The sequence below is a fragment of the Rickettsiella endosymbiont of Rhagonycha lignosa genome (genome assembly GCF_964031165.1).
Classification (GTDB): domain Bacteria; phylum Pseudomonadota; class Gammaproteobacteria; order Diplorickettsiales; family Diplorickettsiaceae; genus Aquirickettsiella.
Genome location: NZ_OZ035011.1, coordinates 1,505,035 through 1,528,739, shown reverse-complemented (window position 1 = coordinate 1,528,739; position 23,705 = coordinate 1,505,035). Strand labels below are relative to the sequence as shown.

The following is a 23,705-nucleotide window of genomic DNA, read 5'->3' as shown; positions in this document are numbered from 1 at the left end:
TTTATCCAAATTATTTATTTAATTTAAGCTTTTGCTTTTTAAAACATTTATTACAAACCCCATAAATAATTAGACTATGGTCGGTCATTTGATAATTAGCCTGTTTTGCAACAATCTTTTGGCGTTGTTCGATGATTTTATCAACAAATTCGTCAACTTTTCCGCATTTGATACAGACTAAATGATCATGATGGGGCCCCTGGTTCAATTCAAACACCGAATAAGAATCTTCAAAGTTTTGACGCTTAACTAAACCTGCACTTTCAAATTGAGTTAATACTCGATAGACTGTGGCTAAACCTATATCTTCACCGGACTCTAATAAGGTTTTATAGATATCTTCGGCACTTAAATGACGTGTTTTAGCTTGTTCAAGTAACTCAAGTATTTTTAATCTAGGGGCTGTTACTTTTAAACCTGCTTGGCGTAGTTGTTGATTATCCATTAGATTATCTCTAAACTCCTCGGTTAATGAATTCGTATGGGATGATTTTAGATTAATTAAATTTTTTCTTGTTGTTTTTAAGCATTTGTAGAAATTAAGATTACGAGTTTATTTTTATTTATGAAAAAGTTGCTTATAAGTTTATTTTTAACATTACTGATTTCTGGTTGTAATATTGTCTATCGACCGGATATCCAGCAAGGCAATATACTGCAGCAGTCTACCATAGACCAGTTAGAACTCGGTATGACTAAGGAGCAAGTTCGTTATCTATTGGGTAGTTGCGTATTACAGTCTCCTTTTCAATCGGATCGTCAAGATTATATTTATTTTCTTCAACCAGGTCATGGAGAGCCTATTCAAAGACGCGTTACGCTTATTTTTTCCAACGGACGTTTACAAAATATTGAAAAATCAGCACTTAATTAATAGCGGATTTTATTTCGCTATAATAAAAAAGTTTAAAAAACTGTTAAGTCGTTTTTTGTTTTTTGGCACGATTTATCCTAATTTTTTTAGGATCTATTATAAGTGGTTGATATATTTCTATTCTATCTCCTGCTTTGACTTTAGTCTGCAGATTGCATAATTTTCCGAAAATCCCAACCTTATTTTTACTTAGATCGATGTTGGGAAAATCTAACAAAATACCAGAAAGTTCTATGATTGCAGAGATACAAGTATCATCAGAGACAGAAATTTTTATAAGTTTTTGTTTCCGACTATCGGCAAATACCACTTCAACTTGAAAAAATGACATGACTATTTAATTATCTTGATAAATGTTGTTTTCAAATTTACGATTCCCATAAACCTGCTTAGCACGCTCAGAAAAAGCTTGTACTAATGTATTAGCTACTTTTTCAAAAATAGGAGAAAAAGCCAGTGCTAACAAACGGGTAGAAAATTCAAATTCCAAGTTTAAATTGATCCTAGAACCTCGGGGGCTTGTTTCAAAAGACCAATACCCTTCTAGATGTTTAAAAGGGCCATCGATTAGACTAATTTCAATCAATTTGTTTTTTTGTAACCTGTTTGATGTGGTGAAGTTTTTCGAAAGCCCTCCGCCAGTCAATGTAAGACGGGCTTGTATACTATCTTCATCCTGACTAATGATTTGGCTTTCGGTACACCAAGGAAGAAATTCACTATATTTTTCGATGTGGTTGACGAGCTTATACATCTCAGACACATTGTAAGGCACTTCTAAAGAATGTTGAATAAATGGCATAATTAAGGTTCAGGGCGACTATCGTTACTATGTTTGCTATGCTTGGAGCCTATGATTGCTAATATGTTTGAGTATATCCCATGAATTCTAAGAAAGCATTGCCAGACACAACAATTGCACTAAATAGACGCGCTCGCCATGATTATTTTATTGAACAATCTATCGAAGCTGGCTTAGTTTTGCAGGGATGGGAGGTCAAAAGTCTTCGTAGTGGTCGAGCTCAACTGACGGAAAGCTACGTAGTACTAAAAAATGGTGAGGCATGGCTTTTAGGTTGTCATATTACTCCTCTTGCTACAATATCTATGCATCATAGTCATCCTGATCCGACTCGTACGCGTAAGCTTCTGCTTAATGAACGAGAGCTAAGTAAATTTGCCGGAAGCATTATGCGTAAAGGTTATACGCTTATCGCATTAAAGCTTTATTGGAAAAAAAATCGGGTTAAGCTAGAAGTGGGTTTAGCAAAAGGTAAGCAGGAGCATGATAAGCGGGCTAGCATCAAGGAAAAAGATTGGCAACGCGAAAAAATGCGTTTAGGACGTTTGTCGAGGTAAGGATATTACTTACATTTAAGTTTTTTGCCTTATTTTTTAAGGCTTAACAGAAAGCTTTGTATAAATGAGGTATAATCAATGCTTGGGGGCGACCTGGCTTCGACGCCGGTTACAAACCCTGAGGTGCATGTCGAGGATGCAACTTTGCCTCGTTAATCATGTTGTAAATCTATAGTTGCAAACGATGCTAACTATAACGCTAAAAAAGACGTTGCTATTGCTGCCTAATAGGTAGTTAATTTTGTAACGTTGGGTCTGCCTAAACAGCAGCCGGCGCCATGAACTTCATAGGCTTGTATGTGGAGGTAGTGGTCATAACTGACAAGCTCGTAGTCTAGCCCCTTCTGAGGCGAAAGCTACTAAAACCAAACAGAATCGTCGGTCAACCCCCTGTCAATCGGAGATGGATCGATTAAATTTAAAGATTGTACTAAACATGTAGTACCAAAGGCAGCGGACTTGCGGACGTGGGTTCGATTCCCACCGCCTCCACCAAATTAAAAAATGGTTCTTAATAATTTGAACCATTGGGTATAAACTAAAAGGTATAATGATTTGGATCAAAGTCCTTCCCAAATTCTTACATGGTTTAAAGCACAGCTACAGCTATTGGTCTATCTCGTCCCTAGTGACAACCTCCTTAAAAAAGAATAGACTACCCGCTCGTTAGAAAAACATGATTAATTTTTATGGAAAACCTGGTTGTTGTTGTCCTAGGCCTTAATGAAAATCAGCTTACTGATCAAGTATTTAGGTTGGTTGCTCATAGTGGTTGCCATATTGTTGATGCGCGTGTAAATACCACTGCAACCCATGTCACAATGACCTTGTTGATTGGGGGAGCCTGGAATACCATCGCTAAATTTGAGACACTCATAAAAAAATATGAGGGTCAGGTTTTAGTTGCACGTACCCAGTTTCGAGGTGCACAACCTGATAGTTTTCCTTATTCTTCTTACATTGTGGCTCCTGATATACCAGATGTTTTAGCGAAAATAACCCAATTTTTATCTGAACAGGAAGTAACACTTTACAACCTTCATATAGAATCATATAAAGCCCCGATAACAGAAGCAGCAATGCTCGGTATATCTTTGTCGTTTGGTTTTCCTGCACATCATTTAGTAGCGGACTTCCGTGAACACTTTATTGTTTTTTGTGATGAAAACAATTTTGATGTAGCCATGGAGCCTCAAAAAAATTAGATATATTTTTTAATTTAAATAGTATTAGTCGATATGTTAGCTATAAACAAATCTGCACCTGATTTTAGTTTACCCGCCACTAACGGTAAAATAATAAGTTTAAAGGATTCAATAGGTAAAAATATTATTTTGTATTTCTATCCTAAAGATTGTACGCCGGGATGTACGCAGGAAGGAAAAGATTTTGCAGAAAATTTTAAAAAATTTGCTTCTCTAAACGCAACGATTTTAGGAATCTCGCGCGATAGCTTGAAACTTCATGAAAAATTTAAGTCAGATCAGCAATTTCCTTTTGAGTTATTATCTGATGTTGATGGAAAAGTATGTCAGTTGTATCATGTGCTAAAAGAAAAAACTGTGTACGGTAAGAAAACGTTCGGAGTAGAACGAAGTACTTTTTTGATTGATAAATTAGGTGTTTTGCGTCATGAATGGAGGAGGGTCAAAGTGCCTGGTCATGTAGAAGAAGTTTTACAAGCAGTCGGTGAATTAAGTTAAAGTATATTCTTCGCATTTGAATTTTCGACGAGTATATTGATTTAACATAATTTATTTTTATGTGCAGGAACTTTTTTGTAAGAAATAGCATTTAAAATAGCTTTTACTACGCTAGCAAGAGGTATAGCAAAAAATACTCCCCAAAATCCTAGCAAACCACCAAATACGAGCACAGCGATAATGATAGTTATTGGATGTAGATCAACAGCTTCAGAAAATAAAAAGGGAACTAAGACATTAGCATCCAATGTGATAATTAACGTGTAAACTGCAACCAGATATGCAAAATGTGCTGTCCATCCCCATTCTAGAAATCCGATAATAAGGACAGGAATAGTTACCATAACTGCGCCTATATAAGGGATAATCACTGAAATTCCAACTAATACGCTGAGTAATATAGCGTATTGAAGACCAAGTATGGCAAATGAAAGATAAGTAACTATCCATACTATCAGCATTTCTAAAGCTTTCCCTCTTACATAATTACCTGTTTGGGTAAGTACTTCTGTCCAGACTTGAGAAATTAATCGACGCTTTTCAGGTAAATATTGAGTTAGCCAGTTGATTATTTTTTTTTCATCGAGTAAGAAAAAATACACTAACAAAGGGACCAATACAAAATAAATGGCAAAGGCGATAACATTAGGAATGTAACCTAATGATGCAGATAATATTCCTTGTCCAGTATGAGTTAATCCACTCTTAAACTGAGTGATCCACTCTTGAATTTGACTAGCAGATGTATAGCCTGGGTAACGAGTAGGGAGGTACAATAGTAGTGCTTGACCTTTTGCAGCCATGACAGGTAGTTCACTAATTAAGTTACTTAATTGGCGAAATAATAATGGTAACAAACCCACAATCGCCAAGATAACTAAACCTACAAAACTAATATACACTCCTAAAACTGCAGCAATTCGAGGCAAATGCAACTTTTCTAAGGAGCTAATTGGCCATTGTAGTAAATAGGCCATGACGACACTGACAAACACTGGAGCTAAAATTTTACCTAAAGAAGCAAAAACAATGATAATGAATAATAGAAATAGCCATAAAATAGCCAATTCTGGATCGAGAAAATATCGGGAAAACCAATTTTTAACAAGTTGCAGCATAGGTTAAATCGTTACTTCTATGAAGTATGAGTATGAAGTCTATTGAACAGATGAGTTAAAGTCAAAAATATACTTTTCGCGCTTAAATTTTGACTATATTGCTGTCCAATATTCAATTCTTTTTGTGGTATTCCCAAAAAATTGGAGCGATCAGTATACCGTTGCTTTTTACCAGCTTTTGAATTTCAAGAAAAGATTGCTTCATTCCCATTCTATTGTCGCAGGAGGTTTACCCGAAATATCATAAACTACTCGAGAAATACCAGGCACTTCATTAATAATTCGATTTGATACAGTCTCAAGTAAATGATAAGGCAGATGTGCCCAGCGAGCTGTCATAAAATCTATGGTTTCTATAGCGCGGATCGCAATAATTGGAGCATATTGACGAGCGTCTCCAATAACTCCCACAGAGTTTATCGGTAAAAAAACACAGAATGCTTGGCTTATTTTGTTATAATAATTTTGCTCACGTAACTCTTCTTGTAAAATAAGATCGGCTTTACGGACAAGGTTAATATTTTTTTGATTAACTTCCCCTAAAACGCGTATAGCTAATCCAGGGCCCGGAAAAGGATGTTTATAAATGAGCTCTGATGGCAAACCTAATTCTAAGCCCAGTTCACATACTTCATCCTTAAATAATTCACGTAAGGGCTCCAATAACTTAAGTTTAAGCGTATCTGGAAGTCCACCTACATTGTGATGAGATTTAATAGCATGAGCCTTTTGAGTGCTGGTGCCAGCAGATTCAATGACATCAGAATAGATAGTTCCTTGCGCTAACCAAGCAATATCTGGATATTTGCTGGCTTCAGTTTCGAATATTTCAACAAATAAATTACCTATGGTTTTACGCTTTTCTTCGGGGTCGGTAATTCCTTTTAAGACATTTATAAAACGTTCAGAGGCATCTATTTTTACAACAGAGATACCCATGTCGTCAGCTAAAGCTTGTATCGCAGAGTCTTTATCAGTAATACGTAGTAAACCGGTATTAACAAAGACACATAATAATTGTTTACCAATAGCTTTATGTAATAATGCAGCTAATACAGTAGAATCAACACCACCTGAAAGTGCTAGTAAAACTTTTTCCTTCCCTACTCTCTCTTTTATTTCAGCAATCTCATGTTCTAAAATTTTAGGTGCTGTCCAACTCGGTTGACACTGGCAAATTTTTTCTACAAAGCGAGCCAATATTTTTTTTCCTTGACGGGTATGAGTCACTTCTGGGTGAAACTGCAAACCATAAAAATTACGCGCCGTGTCAGCCATTCCAGCAATAGGGGTGTTCGGAGTATTTAATATAACAACAAAACCTTGGGGAAGTCGTTCAACATGATCACCATGACTCATCCAAACATCCAACAATGCATCTTTTTCTTTTTTTGGGTTATCTTGAATATGGGTTAATAGTTCAGTTTCTGTCGCTACTAAAGCAGGAGCATATCCGAATTCTCGGTTTGCACAGGAAACGACTTTCCCACCAAGTTGCTCAGCCATGGTTTGCATACCATAACAAATACCTAAAACTGGACAGCCTAAGGTAAATACTATTTTTGGTGCGCGCGGGGTTGTATCTAAAGTAACTGTTTCAGGACCGCCGGATAGGATAATCCCTTTAGGAGCAAAGGCTAAAATTTCTGACTCGGGGATATCATAAGGGTAAATTTCGCAATAAATGTGTAATTCACGGATGCGTCGAGCAATTAGGGGGGTATATTGTGAGCCAAAATCGAGAATTAGTATGCGTTCTTTAGGAATAGTCATCTTAAGTACACTCCGTTTTTATTCGAGATTTAATTTTAGTTTTCATAAAAAATGCTAAGAATTATTTTGAGAATTGGTTTAAAGAAATATTTAATCTTCTCGGTAATAATTAGGAGCTTCTTTGGTAATTGCCACATTATGAACATGACTTTCTCTTATGCCAGCAGCTGTTAGTTTTATAAATTGTGCTTTTTTATGGAGATCAGCAAGATCAACACTTCCTGTATAGCCCATACCCGCTCTAACTCCACCTAACAAATGGTGAATGACTGTTTGCAAAGGGCCTTTATAGGGTATTCTTCCTTCTATACCTTCAGGAACGAGTTTGTTTGACTCCAAAGTATCTTGAAAATAACGATCGGATGATCCTTGCTGCATGGCCCCTAAGGAGCCCATGCCACGATACGCTTTGTAAGGTTGACTTTGATAAAGTTCTATTTCTCCAGGCGCCTCTTCAGTGCCTGCAAACAAGCTGCCAATCATGACTGCATGTGCACCAGCTGCCAATGCTTTACAAAGATCTCCTGAATAACGAATTCCACCATCAGCGATAATAGTTACAGGTTTGCCCTTTAGAGCAGCAGAAACATTCATGATAGCTGTAATTTGAGGAACGCCGACACCCGTCACAATTCGAGTTGTACAAATTGACCCAGGCCCCACCCCCACTTTTATAGCATCTGCGCCTGCTGTAGCTAAGGCCTGTGCTGCTTCAGCAGTAGCGATATTTCCTGCTATGAGAGAAACATCTGGGTATTCATCTTTTAACCACTTGATCATATCGATAACGCTTTGCGCATGACCATGTGCGGTATCAACACAGAGTATATCCACACCAGTTTCAATCAAAGATATTGCGCGTTTCTTAGCACTAGCACCTATACCTACCGCCGCACCTACGCATAATTGTCCGCGTTGATCCTTAGTTGCGAAAGGTTTTTCTTTAGTTTTTTGCAAATCTTTTGCTGTCATTAAGCCACGGCATCGAAATTGATTGTCGACAATTAAGATTTTTTCTAAACGATGGCGATGCAGTAAATCTATTATTTCTTCTGAGGTAGCTTGTTCTTTAGCCGTGATGAGTCTTTCTTTAGGTGTCATTACCTGAGATGCGGGTTGATCTAAGCTTGCTTCGAACCGTATATCTCTATGTGTGACTATACCGACTAACCGATCCTTTTCGATAACGGGTATCCCTGAAATTGAGTAAGTTGCCATTAGTTTAAGTAATTCTCTTAAAGTTGTTTCTGGGGCAACAGTGATAGGATTTCTTACCATTCCATTTTCAAAGTTTTTTACTTTTCTAATTTGTTGGGTTTGGGCTTCTATAGTCATATTTTTGTGAATAATGCCTAAGCCACCTTCTTGAGCAAGTGCTATTGCAAGCTTTGCTTCCGTGACGGTATCCATGGCAGCTGAAATCAAAGGGATTTTTAAATTAATTTTAGAAGTTAATTGTGTTTCAAGTGATACATCTTTAGGTAAAACCACTGAATGATTTGGGAGCAATAGTATATCGTCAAACGTTAACCCTTCTTGAATCGTTTTCATAATACAAATAAATAATAAAACTAAATAAAATTGCGTAGAAGGTACCTTATAGCCCCCCCTGAAGTCTAGTGGCCGAAAAATAAAAAACCATATTTGGTCCTGGGTAGGCTAGCATTTATTATCTATTTTTAGTTAACTACTTGAGTTAAAATAATTTTTTTAAGTTTAATAAATATCTCTTACAAGGAGACTGACTATTATGTCCAAGGCATTACTTCAACGTAATTTAGATACTCCCGGCACAAGACTTAAATATTTACGCTCAATTTTGCGGTTGACTCGGGCGTACATAGAAAAGAAATATAAATTGCCAGAAATTACTTTGAAATCTTGGGAAAATAGCATGGTCAAAATTTCTAAAAATGGTATTAAACGCTGCTTAGCTGTCTATAAAAATGAAGGTTTAATAGTTGATGAAGCTTGGATAGCAGATGGCAAAGGGTTAGATCCTACGGTTAGGCTTTCATTAGGTCATTATTTTGCAATGCCTAACGAAATTATTAACTTACCTATCGATGCAGATGATGAGATTGCTATGATGCGAGATGCTCAGGAATTTCGAGATCGATACGCTAATGCAGTAGTCATGATAGTTTCTAATGATGAAATGAGCCCCCATTATCGAGCTGGAGATTATGTGGGTGGGAGGCTTAGACCCTGCAAGGAATTTGATTCCATCATCAATAAGGACTGTATCATTTATTTGAAGGATGGTGGGCAATATTTCCGGAGACTTTTTAAAGATTCGTTAGGGCGGTTTAATCTTGCATGTTTGAATCCGCTTGGAAGAACGGCAGAGCCTATTATTTTTGATGCGGATATAGAATCCGCTGCAGCGGTTATCTGGATCCGAAGAAAAGACGAATAGTTGAATGGATGAAAATAACATTTTTCAGCTCAAAATCTATTCATACAGCGAATTTTGACAAAATGCCATAAAAAAGATCGACAGGATTCTTGTATTATATATATATTGCAAGCTAAGCAAACACAGATAAAATCAAGTGCGAAGGGCATAGTTACTTTCTCTCTCAATGATCTTAGTTAGGTCATTTTTAAGTCTAGTAATTTGTGTATAGTATTTAGTGAGAAAGCTAAAATGATTAAATTTCGAAAGTCCGGTAGCTAATACAATCATATAGTTTAGATGATGTTGTTTATGTGTAAGCATTAAACCATTTTTCATACCATGTAATGAACGTTGTCTCATGACTTCTTTTCCTAGCGAATCAATATAGTCTATTTCTGAAAAAGGGATAATATTTCTTTGAGATAATTTTTTAGCTTGAATTAAAGGATCGTTATTGGTTATTTGGTTTTTATCGAAATAAATTTGCCATTCTAATCTGGAAATAAGAGAAGTGAGTTTTTTTTGGGCATGATTCTCTATACCTACAGCAAAATAATCTATCGGAGGGATGTTAATATTAGTAATATAGTCGAAAAAGGTAGATCGTGTAGACTCCGTGGATATAGGAGTATAATGGCATTCCTTCATGGAAAAAAGACCTCATTGGACAAGGATACAAGTAAGCTTTGAGTTAGTATTTTAAGGCTTTACATGCTATAAATGAGGAATATTTTATCATATTTTTTTATCAAACAAAGATATATTTATACTAAGTATTATGGGATTTGTATGTTTCCACATTATCAGGTTAATGCAAAACCGCTTGTTATTGCTCATCGTGGAGGAGCGGGGTTATGGCCTGAAAATACTTTATTTGCATTGCAGGAGGCTGCAAAACTAGGAGCAGATTTAAGTGAGATTGATATTCATATGACTCGGGATGGGGTTTTAGTTGCTATCCATGATGAATCAGTCGATCGTACAACGAACGCTAAAGGATTAGTACAAGATCTCACATTAGCTGAATTGAAAAAATTAGACGCAGGGTATCGTTGGACTAGTGATGAAGGTCATACATTTCCTTTTCGGGATCAAGGAATAAAAATTCCAAGTTTAAATGAAATTTTTGCTGCTTTTCCAAAGCAAGTTATCAATATAGAGATAAAACAAAATGATCCACCTATTGTAGCAGCATTAAGGGAGCTTATAAATCAGCATAAAAAAACTAAACAGGTATTAGTATCTGCTTTTAACTCACGGACTATGAAAGTAGTGCGCAGGCTTTGTCATAACATTGCTACCGCAGGTACACAAGCTGAGTTGGATCGCTTTTCTAAATTGAGCAAACTATTTTTAACGCGGCCTTTTTTATTATCTGCTACTGCCTTAGAAGTCCCTTATGAGATGATAACTGCACATTTTGTAAAAGCGGCGCATAAAAAAAATATACGGGTGGATGTTTGGACGGTTAATGAAGTAGAAGAAATGGAAAGACTACTGGCTTTAGAGGTAGATGGTATATTAACGGATTTCCCGGATAGAATGCTGAACTTGCTTCAAAAGGCTGAGCAGGGGTCAGTTAATAGATGAAATTCTAAAATTTTGTAGACATTTTTCAATGCATTAACAACAGGGGCTTTTAAGAAAACTAATTCTTATAAAACCCCTTAAGATCTCAGAAACATCCCGCAGAGGATATAGTCTATTAAACCTATAGTACCGGGCTATTAAGTCTGTATAATACACTCTTCGCAGTTGAATTTTTGTCTGTGCTGCCCGCTCAACTCGCAATTCTTATGTATATTATACAGGCAGATTGCTTCATAGCGTGGTCAACCCAAAAACCCAATTGCTGCGAGTAAACTTATTTTTTCTTAAAAATAAATAATTAGTTAGAACAAAAGTAAGAGGTATTTATGACAATTCAAAAGACCCTTTCTATTATTAAGCCTGATGCGGTAAGAAAAAATCGTATTGGCGAGATTACTAAAAGATTTGAAAATTCAGGATTAAAAGTTATTGCAGCCAGAATGGAGAGGCTGAAGCAAGATCAAGCTGAAAAATTTTATGAAATCCATAAAGATAGGTCTTTTTTTAATGAATTGGTTGAGTTTATGTGTTCAGGGCCAGTGATGATACAGGTTTTAGAGGGAGTTAATGCGATTCTAAAAAATCGTGAACTGATGGGAGCTACTGACCCACAACAAGCACTCCCAGGTACAATTCGTGCAGATTTTGCAGAAACTGTTGGTCAAAATGCAGTTCATGGATCTGATAGTATTGAGACAGCTAAACAAGAAATTGCTTTTTTTTTCATGCCAGATCAATGTTTTGGTGAAGGTTCTAAATAATGAACGTACCCCTAAAGAATTTACTCGATTTTGATCGTGATGGGATGGAGCTATTTTTTCAAGAATTAGGAGAAAAACCTTATCGAGCGCAGCAGGTTTTAAAATGGATTCATCAAAAGGGTAAGGATATCGATATGATGAGTGATTTAAGTAAATCATTGCGTTCAAAACTTAGATCATTAGCACAAATCAATTTACCAGAAATAGTTTTTGAAAAACAGTCTGATGATGGCACTCGAAAATGGTTGTTGCGACTGAGTGATGGTAATTGTATTGAAACTGTTTTTATCCCTGAAGTAAGTAGAGGCACTTTGTGCGTTTCATCACAAGTAGGCTGTGCATTGAATTGTAGTTTTTGTTCAACCGCGCAACAGGGATTTAGTCGTAATTTAACCGTAGCAGAAATTATTGGACAAGTATGGTTAGCAGTGCGGAGTTTGTCAGACGGATCTTTACGGCATGACCATACTGTCAGTAATATTGTGATGATGGGCATGGGAGAACCTTTATTAAATTTTGATAATGTTGTTAAAGCAATGAATTTAATGATGGATGACTTTGCCTATGGTTTTTCTAAACGCCGTGTTACTTTAAGTACTTCAGGTATAGTTCCTGCATTGCGACGATTATCTGAAATAAGTGAAGTAGCTCTTGCGGTATCTTTACATGCACCTAATGACGAACTAAGGGACCTTTTAGTTCCTATCAATAAAAAATATCCTCTTGCTGAATTATTAGAAGTATGTCGAAATTATTTTAAAGGGGATAATAGAAGACGTATTACTATGGAATATGTCATGCTAGAAGGAATTAATGATCAACCTGAACATGCGCGGCAATTAATAAAAATTTTAGAAGGCATTCCTGTTAAAGTAAATTTAATTCCCTTCAATCCTTTTCCTGATACGGTTTATCGTCGTTCTTCTCTTGCAACAATTGAAAATTTTAAAAATATTTTAATGAGAGCTGGATTTAATGCAATAACGCGAAAAACCAGAGGTGAAGATATTGATGCAGCTTGTGGTCAATTAGTAGGACGCGTTCAAGATAAAAGTTACCGTAGCAGAGAACGTCAAAAAGTAATTCCTATTTTAATTGAATCATCTGCATGAATTTGATGGAATTTAAAAATGGGAGAGTAAATGATTTCGATATTAAAGCAATTCATTATCATTATTTTAATAGTAACGCTTACAGCTTGTAGTGTTTTTTCCAAATCTAAAACACAAGTATCCGGTTTGCAAGCATCCGATGTAAATGTTCAGCTAGGTTTAGCTTATTTAGAAAATGGTGATGTACAACGTGCACATCAAAAATTATTGCTCGCTGAACAACAATCACCTGGATCCTTGCAGGCAAAAGGGGCTATGGGTTATTTCCTAGAAAGTACAGGAAGTTTGTCTTCTGCAGATGCCTATTATCGTCGAGCGATAACACTTAATCCAAAATCCGGTGCTGCACAAAATAATTATGGTACTTTTTTGTGTCGTCGTGGTCGTTACGCGGAAGCGGATCAACACTTTTTATTGGCATTACAAGACCCTAATTATCTTAATACGGCTCAAGTCTATGAAAATGCAGGTTTATGCGCTATGCAGATACCTGATACTGAAAAAGCCTTAGGGTATTTTACACAATCAATTACTCAGGACCCAAAACGGGCGATCTCTTGGTTGGAATTAGGAAGAATAAATTATCAAGCCAAAAACTATCCACAAGCTCAGCAATATTTAGATCATTATATGCAGCTTGTTAAAGAGCCTACAGCTAATGCTTTATGGTTGGGCGCTGTTTTAGCCAGAAATTTAGGAAATCAAACAGCTGCAGGTAGTTATACCTTAATGTTACAAACAAGATTCCCAAACTCTGACGCCTATAAAGCATTAATTCATACACCTAAATTAAAAACCAAACATAAAAGTAAACAACTATATTATTAATTATGATAGAAAAAATACAAGCGATTCGTGGCATGAATGATATTCTGCCGTTGGAAATCTTTACATGGCAGAAAGTTGAAAATAGTTTGCGTAAACTTGCTAAGCAATATGGATACCAAGAAGTTCGTTTTCCCATTCTAGAAAAAACTGAGTTGTTCAAACGTTGTATTGGCGATGTAACTGATATTGTTGAAAAGGAGATGTACACTTTCATTGATCGTAATGGCGAAAGTTTATCTCTAAGACCTGAAGGAACTGCGGGTTGTGTTCGAGCTGGTATAGAACAAGGTTTACTTTACAATCAAATTCAACGTTGGTGGTATTTAGGCCCCATGTTTCGGCATGAACGACCTCAGAAAGGCCGCTATAGACAGTTCCATCAATTTGGCATGGAAGTGTTTGGTATAGGTCGTCCTTATATTGATGCCGAATTAATTTTGATGACAGCACGTCTTTGGGATGAATTAGGTTTAAAACATCAATTAAGTTTGCAAATTAATTCATTGGGGTCTTCAATTTCACGTAAGTCACATAAAGAAAGCTTAGTTAATTATTTTACTCAACATCTAAAATATTTAGATGAGGACTCTCAGCGGCGATTACAAACCAATCCATTACGTATTTTGGATAGTAAAAACCCTAAGATGCAGGAACTCATTGAAAAAGCACCTAAGTTACTTGATTACCTTGATTCTGATTCTCGACAAGATTTTTGTACTTTACAAGAAATACTTACGAATACACATATTAATTTTACCATTAATCCTCGTTTGGTCAGAGGCTTAGATTATTACAATAAAACAGTTTTTGAATGGATTTTGACAAATGAACAGCAAGCTGCTCAAAATACAGTTTGTGCAGGAGGTCGATACGATAAACTAGTAGAACATCTAGGTGGACATGCCACACCGGCAGTAGGTTTTGCCATAGGCTTAGAACGTTTGATTAATTTATTACCTAAATTAAATTCTGCAACATCCATCTCTGTTCCGGATATTTATTTTATTGCAATAAATGATATTGCTATTCAAAAAGCTTTAATTTTTGCAGAACATTTACGAGCAAAGTTGCCTGCTGTTACTTTGATGCTTGATGTGAGCGGAGATGGGATTAAATCTCAATTTAAACGTGCAGATAAAAGTGGGGCGCGTTTTGCTTTAATTTTAGGGGATGATGAAGTAAAGTCTAACACTTTCATTATTAAAAACTTAAGAGAAAAAAGTCCACAAGAAATCGTCTCCCAAGATCAGACGTTAAAAAAACTGCAGGAATGTTTAATACATGAATGAATTAATCGCAATAGAACAAGCTGAAAATTTAAAAAAATGGTGCCGTGAATATGGTGTCGGAATTTTAATTGGTATTATTTTTGCTGTTTTTATTAGTTGGGGCTGGAATTATTGGCGTCAAGAAAAAGAAAATAATTTACTTCTAGCATCAATGCAGTATGAACGTTTAGTGGCATCAATAGCAACGGGTGAAAAAATTTCTATTCTCAATAGTTTAGCAGATGGATTGTTAAAGAATTATCCATATACTCCTTATGCATCTTTAGCGGCTTTACAATTAGCTAAATTAGCAGTTAATGAAAATAATTTAATTGAGGCTGCGAATAGATTAGTTTCGATTATTGATCATGGTCATGATCAAGCTTTACAATCTATCGCACGGTTACGTTTAGCGCGAATTTTATTAAATCAAAATCAAGCAAAAGAAGCGTTGAATTTACTATCTAAAAATGAAGATAAGGCTTATATTCCGATTTTTTTGGAGGAAAGGGGAGACATTCTTAATAATTTAGGCCATCGCAAAGAAGCACTGCAAAGTTATTTAGCTTCTGAACAAGCTTTTGGAAATATTATTGAGCAACCTCTGTTAGAAATGAAAATTAATAATTTGGCTTACGCTTGATGAGAAATTTAATGAATAAAATTTATATTTGCGGTCTTTTTATTTGCGTATTCTTTTTAACAGCTTGTGCGGGTTTAGGGGATGATAATACACCTATGCCAGCAGCTTTGACTGCATATCCTTTCCAACTTCAACCAGTATTAATATGGTCTATAGCAACCGGCAGAGGTATGGACGATGACTATTTACATTTAAGGCCTGTTATTCAACAAAATCAAATTTTTGTTGCGAGTAAATCCGGTCTAGTAACCGCTTTAGATTTAGCGCATGGTCGTAAAATATGGCAAAAAAATATTAAGCAAGTTATTACGAGTGGCCCAGCTGTTAATGATGGAATGGTTGTTATCGTTACTAAGCAACCTAAAGTGATAGCTTTAGCAGCGGATACAGGAGATGTCTTATGGCAAGCAATCTTGCCTAATCAAATATTAGCTCCTCCCACTACCGGACAAGGTCAAGTTATTGTTAAAACGGTAGATGGGCAAGTATTGGCATTAGACTTACAAAACGGTGAATTATTATGGTCTTATGAGCATGGTTCACCTATGTTAATCCTAAGACCAAGTAGCGCACCACAAATTATAGATAATAGGGTTATAGTTGGTTTTTCAGATGGTAAATTAGCCGCGCTGAATCTAAGGAACGGTAGTTTACTATGGGAGCGAAATATTGCGTTTCCACAAGGGGTGACTGCCGCCGATCAATTAATTGATATAGCTGTGGATCCAATATTATCTTGCGATGTAGTTTACGTAGTGACTTATCAAGGCCAACTAGCAGCAGTTTCTTTACGGTCTGGACGAATTTTATGGCAAAGAAGTTTTTCAAGTTATTCGGGTCTTACAATAGGAAATAGCTTGTATATAACAGATACTGATGGCGTTGTATGGGCCTTCAATCGTTCCACGGGTGAATTGCTTTGGCAGCAAAAGGTATTAAAACATCGAGGTTTAACCGCTCCGGCTTTATATGGCAATAGTTTAATTATAGGTGACCAAGAAGGCTATATTCATTGGCTTGCTCAATCAGATGGCCATCTCTTAGCAAGGGATCTTGTTCATGAAAATGCCAGTATTATAGCAGATCCAGTCGTAGATTATCCGATGGTATGTATCTTAACTAGGGAAGGTGGTTTATCTGCTTGGACGCATACAAGCTTGCCTGTATGACCACTTCTGCTTTGCCTAGTATTGTTCTTGTAGGGCGACCCAATGTAGGAAAGTCGAGTTTATTTAATTGCTTGACTAAAACTCGACATGCTTTAGTTGCAGATACTCCTGGTTTAACTCGAGATCGACTTTATGGCAAAGGGGTTGTAGGAAATCAACCCTATATCATAGTGGATACGGGAGGTTTAACTGGAAGTAAAGAAAAAGATATTGCTTTTCTTATGGAACAGCAAACTCAACGTGCCATTACTGAGGCCGATCATGTTCTATTTTTAGTTAATGGAAGGGAAGGTCTATCAGTATTGGATCAGCAATTAGCACAACTTTTACGTCGGCTAAATAAGAAAATTACACTAGTGATTAATAAAAGTGAAGACTTAGATCCTGCTTTATTACAAAGTGAGTTTTCACCATTAGGTTTTCATACGAGATCACTTGCAAATATTTCTGCAATTCATGGTCAAGGGATTCAAGAATTAATGGAAAAAGTATTAAGTCATTTCCTTAATATTGAAACTTTAACCATGGAACATGCGCTTTTAGAAGAAGATGTTGTTCCAAGAATAAAGGTATCTATCATAGGAAAACCTAATGTAGGTAAATCAACCTTATTAAATAGGATTTTAGGAGAAGATCGAGCTATTGTTTTTGATCAGCCGGGGACCACTCGTGATAGTATTGCAAACGATGTAGAATATCGGGGTAAATTATATACTTTCATTGATACCGCAGGCATTCGTCGAAAATCAAAAACAGTACAAGAGATAGAAAAATTTTCTGTAATTAAAAGTTTGCAGGCCATTGAGGCAAGTAATGTAGTTTTATTGGTGATTGATGCACAGAAAGGCATAAGTGAACAAGATTTGCATCTTTTAGGATACATTCTGGAAAGTGGAAGAGCGCTTATCATTGCTGTAAATAAATGGGATGGCTTGTCTAACGAACAAAGAGCGCAAGTCAAAAAAGATTTGGATCGGCGTTTACAATTTGTACCATTCGCAAAACTTATTTTTATTTCAGCTCTTCATGGAACGGGTGTTGGTAATTTATTCGCATTAATCCAACAAGCCTATCGGTCTGCAACGCAAACTCTATCTACGTCACGCTTAACCCGTTTATTAGAGCAAGCGGTAAGCGCACATCAGCCTCCTTTGAGTCGCGGACGAAGTGTTAAATTACGCTATGCTCATCCAAGAGGGTATAATCCCCCAGTAATCCTCATCCATGGACAACATGCTAGTTTTTTACCGGAATCTTATCGGCGTTATCTTGAAAATTTTTATCGCAAGACGTTGAAAATTATCGGTAGTCCAATTCGGATTGAATTTAGAGATAAATAAATTATTCTATTGAAGAAAAAAATATTTTATTTAAACGCTAGAAAAAAAAGTTAGGAAAAAATAGCCAATAGTTCTTTAGCTTTTTTTCGTTCTGATCCTTTACTGCTAATGTTGCGTTGCACTATTAATGAAATAATTGTTGCGCCTGTATAAATTTCACGAGTAAATTCTGTATCATGATTGGAAATTATCACTCGAATCCCATTTGCGGCCAAATTTCTTGCAGCGCTTGCTAGGCAAATATGTTGGGTATGACTAAATCCTTCAGACGTATATTGTGTAAAATTTGCAGTTTTAGATAATCCAACATAAGGAGGATCGCAATATATTACATCTCCTTGCTTTACATGTGCTAGTGTAGACAAAAAATCTCCATGAATAAATTCCGCTCTTTTTGCATGCACATAAAAATATTGCATTTCCTTCTCAGGAAAATAGGGAGTTTTATAATAACTAAAAGGAGTATTAAATTCCCCTTTTCGATTAAATCGAGCCAATCCATTGAAGCAATGTTTATTTAAATATAATAATAAAGCAGCTCTTTTACGATGTTCTTTACAATCATTAAATAGACGACGTAAACGATAGAATTCCTCGGCAGTATTAAAATTATCATGAAAAAAAAATCGACAATAATCGATAAAAAACTGACCTTCTTGTTGCAAATATTTATATAACTGAATTAAATCAAGATTGCTGTCACCTAATACATAAGTAGGATATGAAGTGTTAAGAAAGACGGTAGCAGAACCTAAAAAAGGTTCGACTAAACGATCCGTTTTAGGTAAATAGAATTTAAGTTTATCGAGAATTCGATGTTTGTTTCCTGCCCATTTCAAAAAAGATTTCATATTAAGCAAAGTCTAATCGAAATTGACTATTAAAAAAAGATTGGGCTGTATTTAATCGGATAAAAAATTTTAATTTTTCAAATTATGATAATTAAATTTAAAAAATAATATATACTAAACTAAAAAAAATATTTAAAAATTGGCTATTGTAATCCACTAAATTCCAAAAGGAGCTCTTATGGTCGATCAATTTCCCATTGAAAGAAAACATAATCAGGGAGTAAAAACAACATCCGAACTTGGTGGAAATGGTTCTAGTATTCCTAGAAGGTTAGAAAGACAAAGAAGTTTATCGGGTCCGAACTCAGAAGGGGAAAAATCGTTATTAAAAAAAGATCCAAGTTGGTTAGTGAGCCCTAAAACAAAAATTCCTGTTTTTAATAGTTGTCTCTGCTCTTTAGATGAACTGGTAGCTACACCTTCTATAAATGTAAGTTTGATTGAAAGTGCATGTGATAAAGATTTTAAGTTTTTTGATGCCATTAATAACAGTAAATTTGTAGGATTCATCGATGGCGGATTGGTAGGTTTTGGTGTATTAGGCAGCTTTATAAACATTTATGTAATTGAATATTGTAAATTGCGTGAAGCAGAACGAAACAGTAATTATTATTATTTTTATCAAATATCTAAGTTATTTAATGAAGAAATTAAAAAGGAAATGAGTAAAATTGATCAATATAAGAAAAATCCTGGCCATCCAATCACTGATCAAAATTTAATAACGGCAGCTCATTTTATTCCTGATGATATTCCACAAACTGCATGCATTAAACGTCGTTTATTTGCCTCTAAAGAGGAAAAAAAGCAAATTAATGATTTAATTGAATTGTTTAAAAAATATTCTAAACAGGAGATACTTAAAATAATTCCAGAACAACTTTGTCAATTATTAAATCATGAAATAGGATTAAATATTGTTAAAATTAAAGATGAGAATAATAATCGGACTATTGGCTTGTCCGAAAATTATGCAAAAATTTTTTTTAATCATGTATCCCCTTTAATAGCAGCAAACTCTGAAACCACTTTAAACGAAATAAAGCGCGATAAAAGATATAAAAGAATTATCTCCAGTATTTTTTCTGCCTTAGCTCAGGCTAGCTTTATTTACTGGATTTTGCTGTTTATTTTTTATTTTATTCCAATGGCTCCAGTTGTTACGGTTGCGCTGATTTCAGTTATTCCCTTGGGCATAAGCTTGTGTATTGCTTTACCTTTGTTGCTAATTATTAATCTTATCAAGACCAATCAAACATTCAACCTCAACCAAAATATGAAAAAGGAGACAATAGAAACACAACATAAAGATATGCTTGAAAAGAAATTAGTTCTTTTAACTAAACAAATTGTATTTTTAAAATTTCAAGAAAGAAAAGCTGCCAGTTCACCTGTAGAATTAAAAAATTCATTTTTAATGCAAAAATTACAAGCGGTGATTAAAAATCGGCGTTATAGCAAATACCATGCCATTTGTTTGGGTTTTCTTGAGGGTTGTTTTTTACCTTTATTTTTGGGGTGGGTATTCTTCGATGCAACAAAAGTCATTCTTACCTATGCGTTGTGTCCATCGACAGTCGCTTTGACCAGTTTTACACCCATAGACTTAGTAGTAACTGCAATTATTACAGCAGTAACTTTATTAATAGGTGTTAGTTATGGAATTTATTTGGCAGTTAAGGCAAAGAAAGCCCATGAAAAAAGGTTTGATGACTTGGAAAATAAGATAAAAGTATTAGTAGATGAAAGAGGAAACAAACAAATATTACAAGAAGATTATGATCGGATGTTACGTCGTTTTAGTGATGAACAACCCCTTTGGACTAATATTAAAAAAGGTTTAAATCGATTCATGACTATTATTAAACGCTTAGGCACTGGTAGTTTAGTTTTTCGGCTGGTTATGTGGGGACCTATAACTGCTATATATGCTGCAGTTGTTGCTTCAAGTGCAGTACCCGCTTTTTTCCCAATCTTATTAATTGTAGGCACGGCATTAGGTGCATTAGCTATCGCATCGTGGTATTTATTTGCCTACAATCTTGAAAGTAAAACTACACAAGTTGAAAGGGTAATGGAATATTTTGTCCAAAGCGAACAACTTATTGAGATTAATAAAGAGTTGTCAATATCATTGGTTGAAAGTTTAGAAACACAAGAGGCAAGTCTCGAAGTATTAATACCATCATCGGGAAATTTAGTTGTATCTGAAAATGATACGCCATTTATAAGATCTGGAATTTCACTAGAGAATATTTCGTCTGCTAATGAAAATAGTAACTTAGAAAATATTGATGAAGTGACAACCCAAACTGCTAGGCAAAGAAGCTATAGTGATTCATGTTCGCGTGGGTTATTTAAAGTTAATCTATTAGAGAATACCGTAAATCTAAATCGTTGTTTAAGACCGGCAATGGTTAGTTAGAAAAGTGAGTTAAATATACATCAAAACGGTGTTGTTTACCGAATATACTATGATGGGGTTTTATTTGTGCTAAATAACTAGATAATCGAGGTCTTTTTACTATAACACGTCGCTTTGCACAGGTGAGTGCTAATTTCAGTAAATTAGGGGCATCATTATCTTCCCCTACAAGGTGTCGAAGAAAGCGCATTTCCTTTTTTACTAAAGCAGATTTAGTAGAATGAGGAAACATTGGGTCTAGGTAAATAATTTCAGGAGATAAATGAATATTGGAAGTTATTTGCTTTAAGTAAATAAGTGCCTCGATTTTTATTAGTTGCACCGATAAGGATAGAAATTTTGGGTGAATTGAAGCGCGTTTTAGAGCATCCTCCAATAAAAGAAAAATTATCGGTGAACGTTCTAACAAAGTGATGGGACAACCTAACTGCGCTAAAACAAAACTATCGCATCCAAGTCCTGCTGTCGCGTCTAAAACTACCGGTTTAAAATTAGGTTTTAATCCAATTGCTCTAGCCAACAATTGCTTTTGATTTTGAAGATGGTTTAGCCGATAAGCTAGTTTTCCTTGAAGAAAATCAATTTTTAAAAAGCCGAGTTTTTTTTTGACATCCTCTAAACATAGGCCAGTTGGACTCAAAGTTAATAGATAATCAAATTTTTTACTTTCAAGATAATCTATATAGGGTAAGGAGTTATTTTTTGCTAACTCTTTTGCTGCAGATAATAAACAAATTTCACTACAAGTTATTGCAATAGAGAAGTTAGTGTTCATTCGTGTCTAAATACGTCAATACGTGCCGGAGGCAAATTTTGCCATACCCATTGTTGATGGACCAATTTTAATTGCGGAGCAGGGCATAAAGGTTTTCCCCATAAACTGTAGGTATATTGAATATATAATCCGCCTTTTATTAAAACATGATTAATTTGAATACCAATTTTTTCTACAATAGAAGGTGATAAAGTGCGTAAGGGCAAACTCGAAACGATAGTTTGTATAGGTGCAGAGGTAGATTGATTAATTAACTTACGTAACTGACATGCATCTCCTTGGATAATTCTTAATTCCGGAAAGCGTTGCATTAAAAGATTAGAAAGTTTTGCAGATCGTTCAATTACGATAAGCTGACGAAAGAGCCCTTTTTGGTTTATTAAAGCAGCTGTTATAGCCCCTGTCCCAGCTCCCAGTTCGACTACTAATCCAGAATTATTTGATATTTGTTGAGTTAAACGATTAGCAAGTTTTTTTGAGCTAGGAAATAATGCGCCTACCATACTAGGATGCATGACAGCCTCATAAAGAAATAGGGTAAGTGCCCTCATTATTGTTATCCTAAAGTTTATTTTTTTAATTGTCCTAAATGTATTTTAAATGAAAAATGCTTATCTAGATAGCATTGCCTTATTCTATGCTAGATTTAACTAGTATTTTTTCCAATATGCTCAAAAAGGATTTATTTTGCGTATATGTACCGATAGAAACGCGTAGAAAACTCGGTAAACCATAGTCATGTAACGGTCTTACGGATACTCCTTGCGACAAAAGCAGTTGACTGATAGGTAAACTCGGTGATTTCAAATTTACACATAGAAAGTTTGCAAAAGAAGGTAAAACTTCTAAGCCTAAATTTTGTAAGCCTTGGAGAAGTTGGAAGTACCCTTTTCTATTCAACAAATGGGTTAAATTAATATGAGCTTGATCTTTGAGACTAGCTTCTGCTGCGGCTAGTACAATCGCGTTAATTCTAAAAGGTAAAGAACTATGATTCAGCATACTGGCTATCTTTAGTTCACTTATAGCATATCCTAGCCTCAAACCTGCTAAGCCATAGAACTTGGAAAAGGTCCTAAGGATGATTAAATTAGGATACTGTGCTAAGAATTGAATGCTATTAGGATAGTCTTCGGTTTCAACGTATTCAGCATAGGCCTCATCTATAACTACGAATATATTTTCAGGAAGATGTTTCAGCAGATATTGCAGCTCTAATCTATTTATATAGTTGCCAGTGGGGTTGTTAGGGTTAACGATGAAAACTATTTTGGTCATGGGTTCAATGGCTTCTAGCAAGCTTACAGCGGAGAGATATGAATGCGAATTTTTAGCTATTTTAAAAGTAATACTTGCGGATTTTAAGATTTTTGAAATCCCTGTAAAGCAAAAATTTGGGATAACAGCTGAATCTAAAGGTCCTAAGATCTTTTTGACAATAAGTTCCAATAAGTTTTCTGAGCCATTACCTAGTGTAATATTTTCAGCGAGAATACCTAAATGGGTAGACAAAGATTTCTTTAAATAAAGTCCATGACTATCTGGATAGCGATGGCATTTAAGCATAGCCTGTTGCCCCGCAACGATTGCAAAAGGGCTAGCGCCAAGAGGGTTTTCATTTAGATCGAGCTTTATAATTTTAACAATTTTTTCTGTATCAAAAGTAGAGTTTTTGTTTGAAGACATTGTCATTGGCCAGGCTTTTTAAGTATAGT

At 35.4% G+C, this 23,705-nt stretch carries 25 protein-coding genes and 1 other RNA gene; 15 read left to right on the top strand and 11 right to left on the bottom strand.

The window, feature by feature from the left end; translation table 11 throughout:
- Positions 1 to 10: 10 nt before the first annotated feature.
- Positions 11 to 445 (bottom strand): ferric iron uptake transcriptional regulator, encoded by a 435-nt coding sequence (fur, locus tag AAHI99_RS06840; RefSeq protein WP_342227519.1) that lies wholly within the window; start codon positions 443 to 445, stop codon positions 11 to 13.
- Positions 446 to 565: 120 nt separating this feature from the next.
- Between fur and AAHI99_RS06835 the strand changes: the two genes are divergently transcribed.
- On the top strand, positions 566 to 874 hold the full coding sequence (locus AAHI99_RS06835) for an outer membrane protein assembly factor BamE (protein ID WP_342227518.1): 309 nt from the start codon (positions 566 to 568) through the stop codon (positions 872 to 874).
- 43 nt (positions 875 to 917) lie between these two features.
- Here AAHI99_RS06835 and AAHI99_RS06830 read toward each other — a convergent pair whose 3' ends face one another.
- A complete protein-coding gene (locus AAHI99_RS06830; RefSeq protein WP_342227517.1) occupies positions 918 to 1,205 on the bottom strand; it encodes an RnfH family protein in 288 nt (95 codons plus the stop codon).
- A 6-nt stretch (positions 1,206 to 1,211) separates the two neighbouring features.
- A complete protein-coding gene (locus AAHI99_RS06825; protein ID WP_342227516.1) occupies positions 1,212 to 1,676 on the bottom strand; it encodes a type II toxin-antitoxin system RatA family toxin in 465 nt (154 codons plus the stop codon).
- Positions 1,677 to 1,756: 80 nt separating this feature from the next.
- Between AAHI99_RS06825 and smpB the strand changes: the two genes are divergently transcribed.
- The 4 genes from smpB (at position 1,757) to AAHI99_RS06805 (ending at position 3,936) form a co-directional block, all read left to right on the top strand.
- Positions 1,757 to 2,233 carry an SsrA-binding protein SmpB gene (gene smpB, locus AAHI99_RS06820; RefSeq protein ID WP_342227515.1) on the top strand — a complete coding sequence of 159 codons (477 nt, stop codon included), beginning with the start codon at positions 1,757 to 1,759 and terminating at the stop codon, positions 2,231 to 2,233.
- 84 nt (positions 2,234 to 2,317) lie between these two features.
- Positions 2,318 to 2,728, top strand: a transfer-messenger RNA (tmRNA) gene (gene ssrA / locus AAHI99_RS06815).
- Between the two features lie 194 nt (positions 2,729 to 2,922).
- The gene (locus tag AAHI99_RS06810) at positions 2,923 to 3,438 is read left to right on the top strand and encodes a glycine cleavage system protein R (protein ID WP_342227514.1); all 516 of its coding nucleotides are present in this window, start codon (positions 2,923 to 2,925) and stop codon (positions 3,436 to 3,438) included.
- 33 nt (positions 3,439 to 3,471) lie between these two features.
- A complete protein-coding gene (locus AAHI99_RS06805) occupies positions 3,472 to 3,936 on the top strand; it encodes a peroxiredoxin (RefSeq protein ID WP_342227513.1) in 465 nt (154 codons plus the stop codon).
- Positions 3,937 to 3,977: 41 nt separating this feature from the next.
- On the opposite strand, the gene AAHI99_RS06800 is transcribed toward AAHI99_RS06805, so the two are convergent.
- From AAHI99_RS06800 to guaB, 3 genes are all read right to left on the bottom strand, one after another.
- Complete coding sequence (locus tag AAHI99_RS06800; RefSeq protein WP_342227512.1) at positions 3,978 to 5,054, bottom strand: AI-2E family transporter; 1,077 nt, start codon at positions 5,052 to 5,054, stop codon at positions 3,978 to 3,980.
- 201 nt (positions 5,055 to 5,255) lie between these two features.
- Positions 5,256 to 6,827, bottom strand: a complete 1,572-nt coding sequence (gene guaA, locus AAHI99_RS06795; protein WP_342227511.1) for a glutamine-hydrolyzing GMP synthase — start codon at positions 6,825 to 6,827, stop codon at positions 5,256 to 5,258.
- A gap of 90 nt (positions 6,828 to 6,917) precedes the next feature.
- On the bottom strand, positions 6,918 to 8,378 hold the full coding sequence (gene guaB / locus AAHI99_RS06790; protein WP_425288716.1) for an IMP dehydrogenase: 1,461 nt from the start codon (positions 8,376 to 8,378) through the stop codon (positions 6,918 to 6,920).
- 199 nt (positions 8,379 to 8,577) lie between these two features.
- Here guaB and AAHI99_RS06785 point away from each other — a divergent pair, with 199 nt between their 5' ends.
- On the top strand, positions 8,578 to 9,246 hold the full coding sequence (locus AAHI99_RS06785) for a hypothetical protein (protein ID WP_342227510.1): 669 nt from the start codon (positions 8,578 to 8,580) through the stop codon (positions 9,244 to 9,246).
- 132 nt (positions 9,247 to 9,378) lie between these two features.
- Here the strand turns inward: AAHI99_RS06785 and AAHI99_RS06780 are convergent, their stop codons facing one another.
- A complete protein-coding gene (locus AAHI99_RS06780; RefSeq protein WP_342227509.1) occupies positions 9,379 to 9,876 on the bottom strand; it encodes a hypothetical protein in 498 nt (165 codons plus the stop codon).
- A gap of 141 nt (positions 9,877 to 10,017) precedes the next feature.
- Here AAHI99_RS06780 and AAHI99_RS06775 point away from each other — a divergent pair, with 141 nt between their 5' ends.
- From AAHI99_RS06775 to der, 8 genes are all read left to right on the top strand, one after another.
- On the top strand, positions 10,018 to 10,818 hold the full coding sequence (locus AAHI99_RS06775; protein ID WP_342227508.1) for a glycerophosphodiester phosphodiesterase: 801 nt from the start codon (positions 10,018 to 10,020) through the stop codon (positions 10,816 to 10,818).
- 326 nt (positions 10,819 to 11,144) lie between these two features.
- Positions 11,145 to 11,579, top strand: a complete 435-nt coding sequence (gene ndk, locus AAHI99_RS06770) for a nucleoside-diphosphate kinase (RefSeq protein WP_342227507.1) — start codon at positions 11,145 to 11,147, stop codon at positions 11,577 to 11,579.
- Positions 11,579 to 12,691, top strand: a complete 1,113-nt coding sequence (gene rlmN, locus AAHI99_RS06765) for a 23S rRNA (adenine(2503)-C(2))-methyltransferase RlmN (protein ID WP_342227506.1) — start codon at positions 11,579 to 11,581, stop codon at positions 12,689 to 12,691. Before ndk ends, rlmN begins: the two co-directional genes overlap by 1 nt.
- Before the next feature lie 30 nt (positions 12,692 to 12,721).
- Positions 12,722 to 13,519 (top strand): type IV pilus biogenesis/stability protein PilW, encoded by a 798-nt coding sequence (pilW, locus tag AAHI99_RS06760; protein WP_342227505.1) that lies wholly within the window; start codon positions 12,722 to 12,724, stop codon positions 13,517 to 13,519.
- Positions 13,520 to 13,521: 2 nt separating this feature from the next.
- Complete coding sequence (gene hisS, locus AAHI99_RS06755; protein WP_342227504.1) at positions 13,522 to 14,808, top strand: histidine--tRNA ligase; 1,287 nt, start codon at positions 13,522 to 13,524, stop codon at positions 14,806 to 14,808.
- On the top strand, positions 14,801 to 15,430 hold the full coding sequence (locus tag AAHI99_RS06750) for a YfgM family protein (protein ID WP_342227503.1): 630 nt from the start codon (positions 14,801 to 14,803) through the stop codon (positions 15,428 to 15,430). Before hisS ends, AAHI99_RS06750 begins: the two co-directional genes overlap by 8 nt.
- 11 nt (positions 15,431 to 15,441) lie before the next feature.
- Positions 15,442 to 16,599 (top strand): outer membrane protein assembly factor BamB, encoded by a 1,158-nt coding sequence (gene bamB, locus AAHI99_RS06745; RefSeq protein ID WP_342227502.1) that lies wholly within the window; start codon positions 15,442 to 15,444, stop codon positions 16,597 to 16,599.
- Positions 16,572 to 17,939 carry a ribosome biogenesis GTPase Der gene (gene der / locus AAHI99_RS06740; RefSeq protein WP_342227501.1) on the top strand — a complete coding sequence of 456 codons (1,368 nt, stop codon included), beginning with the start codon at positions 16,572 to 16,574 and terminating at the stop codon, positions 17,937 to 17,939. The genes bamB and der overlap by 28 nt, the downstream gene beginning before the upstream one ends.
- Positions 17,940 to 17,989: 50 nt before the next feature.
- Here der and AAHI99_RS06735 read toward each other — a convergent pair whose 3' ends face one another.
- Entirely contained in the window at positions 17,990 to 18,790 is an 801-nt protein-coding gene (locus AAHI99_RS06735; protein ID WP_342227500.1) for a Dam family site-specific DNA-(adenine-N6)-methyltransferase, read from the bottom strand.
- Positions 18,791 to 18,968: 178 nt separating this feature from the next.
- On the opposite strand from AAHI99_RS06735, the gene AAHI99_RS06730 reads away from it, so the two are divergent.
- Positions 18,969 to 21,215 carry a hypothetical protein gene (locus AAHI99_RS06730; protein WP_342227499.1) on the top strand — a complete coding sequence of 749 codons (2,247 nt, stop codon included), beginning with the start codon at positions 18,969 to 18,971 and terminating at the stop codon, positions 21,213 to 21,215.
- Here AAHI99_RS06730 and AAHI99_RS06725 read toward each other — a convergent pair.
- The 3 genes from AAHI99_RS06725 to hisC all read right to left on the bottom strand — a co-directional run bounded on the left by AAHI99_RS06725 (position 21,208) and on the right by hisC (position 23,682).
- Positions 21,208 to 21,990, bottom strand: coding sequence for a class I SAM-dependent methyltransferase (locus tag AAHI99_RS06725; RefSeq protein ID WP_342227498.1), 783 nt, complete (start codon positions 21,988 to 21,990; stop codon positions 21,208 to 21,210). The genes AAHI99_RS06730 and AAHI99_RS06725 overlap by 8 nt on opposite strands.
- A complete protein-coding gene (locus AAHI99_RS06720) occupies positions 21,987 to 22,541 on the bottom strand; it encodes a class I SAM-dependent methyltransferase (RefSeq protein ID WP_342227497.1) in 555 nt (184 codons plus the stop codon). Before AAHI99_RS06720 ends, AAHI99_RS06725 begins: the two co-directional genes overlap by 4 nt.
- Before the next feature lie 79 nt (positions 22,542 to 22,620).
- Positions 22,621 to 23,682 (bottom strand): histidinol-phosphate transaminase, encoded by a 1,062-nt coding sequence (gene hisC, locus AAHI99_RS06715; RefSeq protein WP_342227496.1) that lies wholly within the window; start codon positions 23,680 to 23,682, stop codon positions 22,621 to 22,623.
- Positions 23,683 to 23,705 lie beyond the last annotated feature (23 nt).

Excerpts from the sequence above, each read along its gene's own strand:
- fur (WP_342227519.1), bottom strand. The coding sequence starts at position 445 with ATGGATAATCAACAACTACGCCAAGCAGGTTTAAAAGTAACAGCCCCT.
- AAHI99_RS06835 (WP_342227518.1), top strand. The coding sequence starts at position 566 with ATGAAAAAGTTGCTTATAAGTTTATTTTTAACATTACTGATTTCTGGT.
- AAHI99_RS06830 (WP_342227517.1), bottom strand. The coding sequence starts at position 1,205 with ATGTCATTTTTTCAAGTTGAAGTGGTATTTGCCGATAGTCGGAAACAA.
- AAHI99_RS06825 (WP_342227516.1), bottom strand. The coding sequence starts at position 1,676 with ATGCCATTTATTCAACATTCTTTAGAAGTGCCTTACAATGTGTCTGAG.
- smpB (WP_342227515.1), top strand. The coding sequence starts at position 1,757 with ATGAATTCTAAGAAAGCATTGCCAGACACAACAATTGCACTAAATAGA.
- AAHI99_RS06810 (WP_342227514.1), top strand. The coding sequence starts at position 2,923 with ATGGAAAACCTGGTTGTTGTTGTCCTAGGCCTTAATGAAAATCAGCTT.
- AAHI99_RS06805 (WP_342227513.1), top strand. The coding sequence starts at position 3,472 with ATGTTAGCTATAAACAAATCTGCACCTGATTTTAGTTTACCCGCCACT.
- AAHI99_RS06800 (WP_342227512.1), bottom strand. The coding sequence starts at position 5,054 with ATGCTGCAACTTGTTAAAAATTGGTTTTCCCGATATTTTCTCGATCCA.
- guaA (WP_342227511.1), bottom strand. The coding sequence starts at position 6,827 with ATGACTATTCCTAAAGAACGCATACTAATTCTCGATTTTGGCTCACAA.
- guaB (WP_425288716.1), bottom strand. The coding sequence starts at position 8,378 with ATGAAAACGATTCAAGAAGGGTTAACGTTTGACGATATACTATTGCTC.
- AAHI99_RS06785 (WP_342227510.1), top strand. The coding sequence starts at position 8,578 with ATGTCCAAGGCATTACTTCAACGTAATTTAGATACTCCCGGCACAAGA.
- AAHI99_RS06780 (WP_342227509.1), bottom strand. The coding sequence starts at position 9,876 with ATGAAGGAATGCCATTATACTCCTATATCCACGGAGTCTACACGATCT.
- AAHI99_RS06775 (WP_342227508.1), top strand. The coding sequence starts at position 10,018 with ATGTTTCCACATTATCAGGTTAATGCAAAACCGCTTGTTATTGCTCAT.
- ndk (WP_342227507.1), top strand. The coding sequence starts at position 11,145 with ATGACAATTCAAAAGACCCTTTCTATTATTAAGCCTGATGCGGTAAGA.
- rlmN (WP_342227506.1), top strand. The coding sequence starts at position 11,579 with ATGAACGTACCCCTAAAGAATTTACTCGATTTTGATCGTGATGGGATG.
- pilW (WP_342227505.1), top strand. The coding sequence starts at position 12,722 with ATGATTTCGATATTAAAGCAATTCATTATCATTATTTTAATAGTAACG.
- hisS (WP_342227504.1), top strand. The coding sequence starts at position 13,522 with ATGATAGAAAAAATACAAGCGATTCGTGGCATGAATGATATTCTGCCG.
- AAHI99_RS06750 (WP_342227503.1), top strand. The coding sequence starts at position 14,801 with ATGAATGAATTAATCGCAATAGAACAAGCTGAAAATTTAAAAAAATGG.
- bamB (WP_342227502.1), top strand. The coding sequence starts at position 15,442 with ATGAATAAAATTTATATTTGCGGTCTTTTTATTTGCGTATTCTTTTTA.
- AAHI99_RS06735 (WP_342227500.1), bottom strand. The coding sequence starts at position 18,790 with ATGAAATCTTTTTTGAAATGGGCAGGAAACAAACATCGAATTCTCGAT.
- AAHI99_RS06730 (WP_342227499.1), top strand. The coding sequence starts at position 18,969 with ATGGTCGATCAATTTCCCATTGAAAGAAAACATAATCAGGGAGTAAAA.
- AAHI99_RS06725 (WP_342227498.1), bottom strand. The coding sequence starts at position 21,990 with ATGAACACTAACTTCTCTATTGCAATAACTTGTAGTGAAATTTGTTTA.
- AAHI99_RS06720 (WP_342227497.1), bottom strand. The coding sequence starts at position 22,541 with ATGAGGGCACTTACCCTATTTCTTTATGAGGCTGTCATGCATCCTAGT.
- hisC (WP_342227496.1), bottom strand. The coding sequence starts at position 23,682 with ATGACAATGTCTTCAAACAAAAACTCTACTTTTGATACAGAAAAAATT.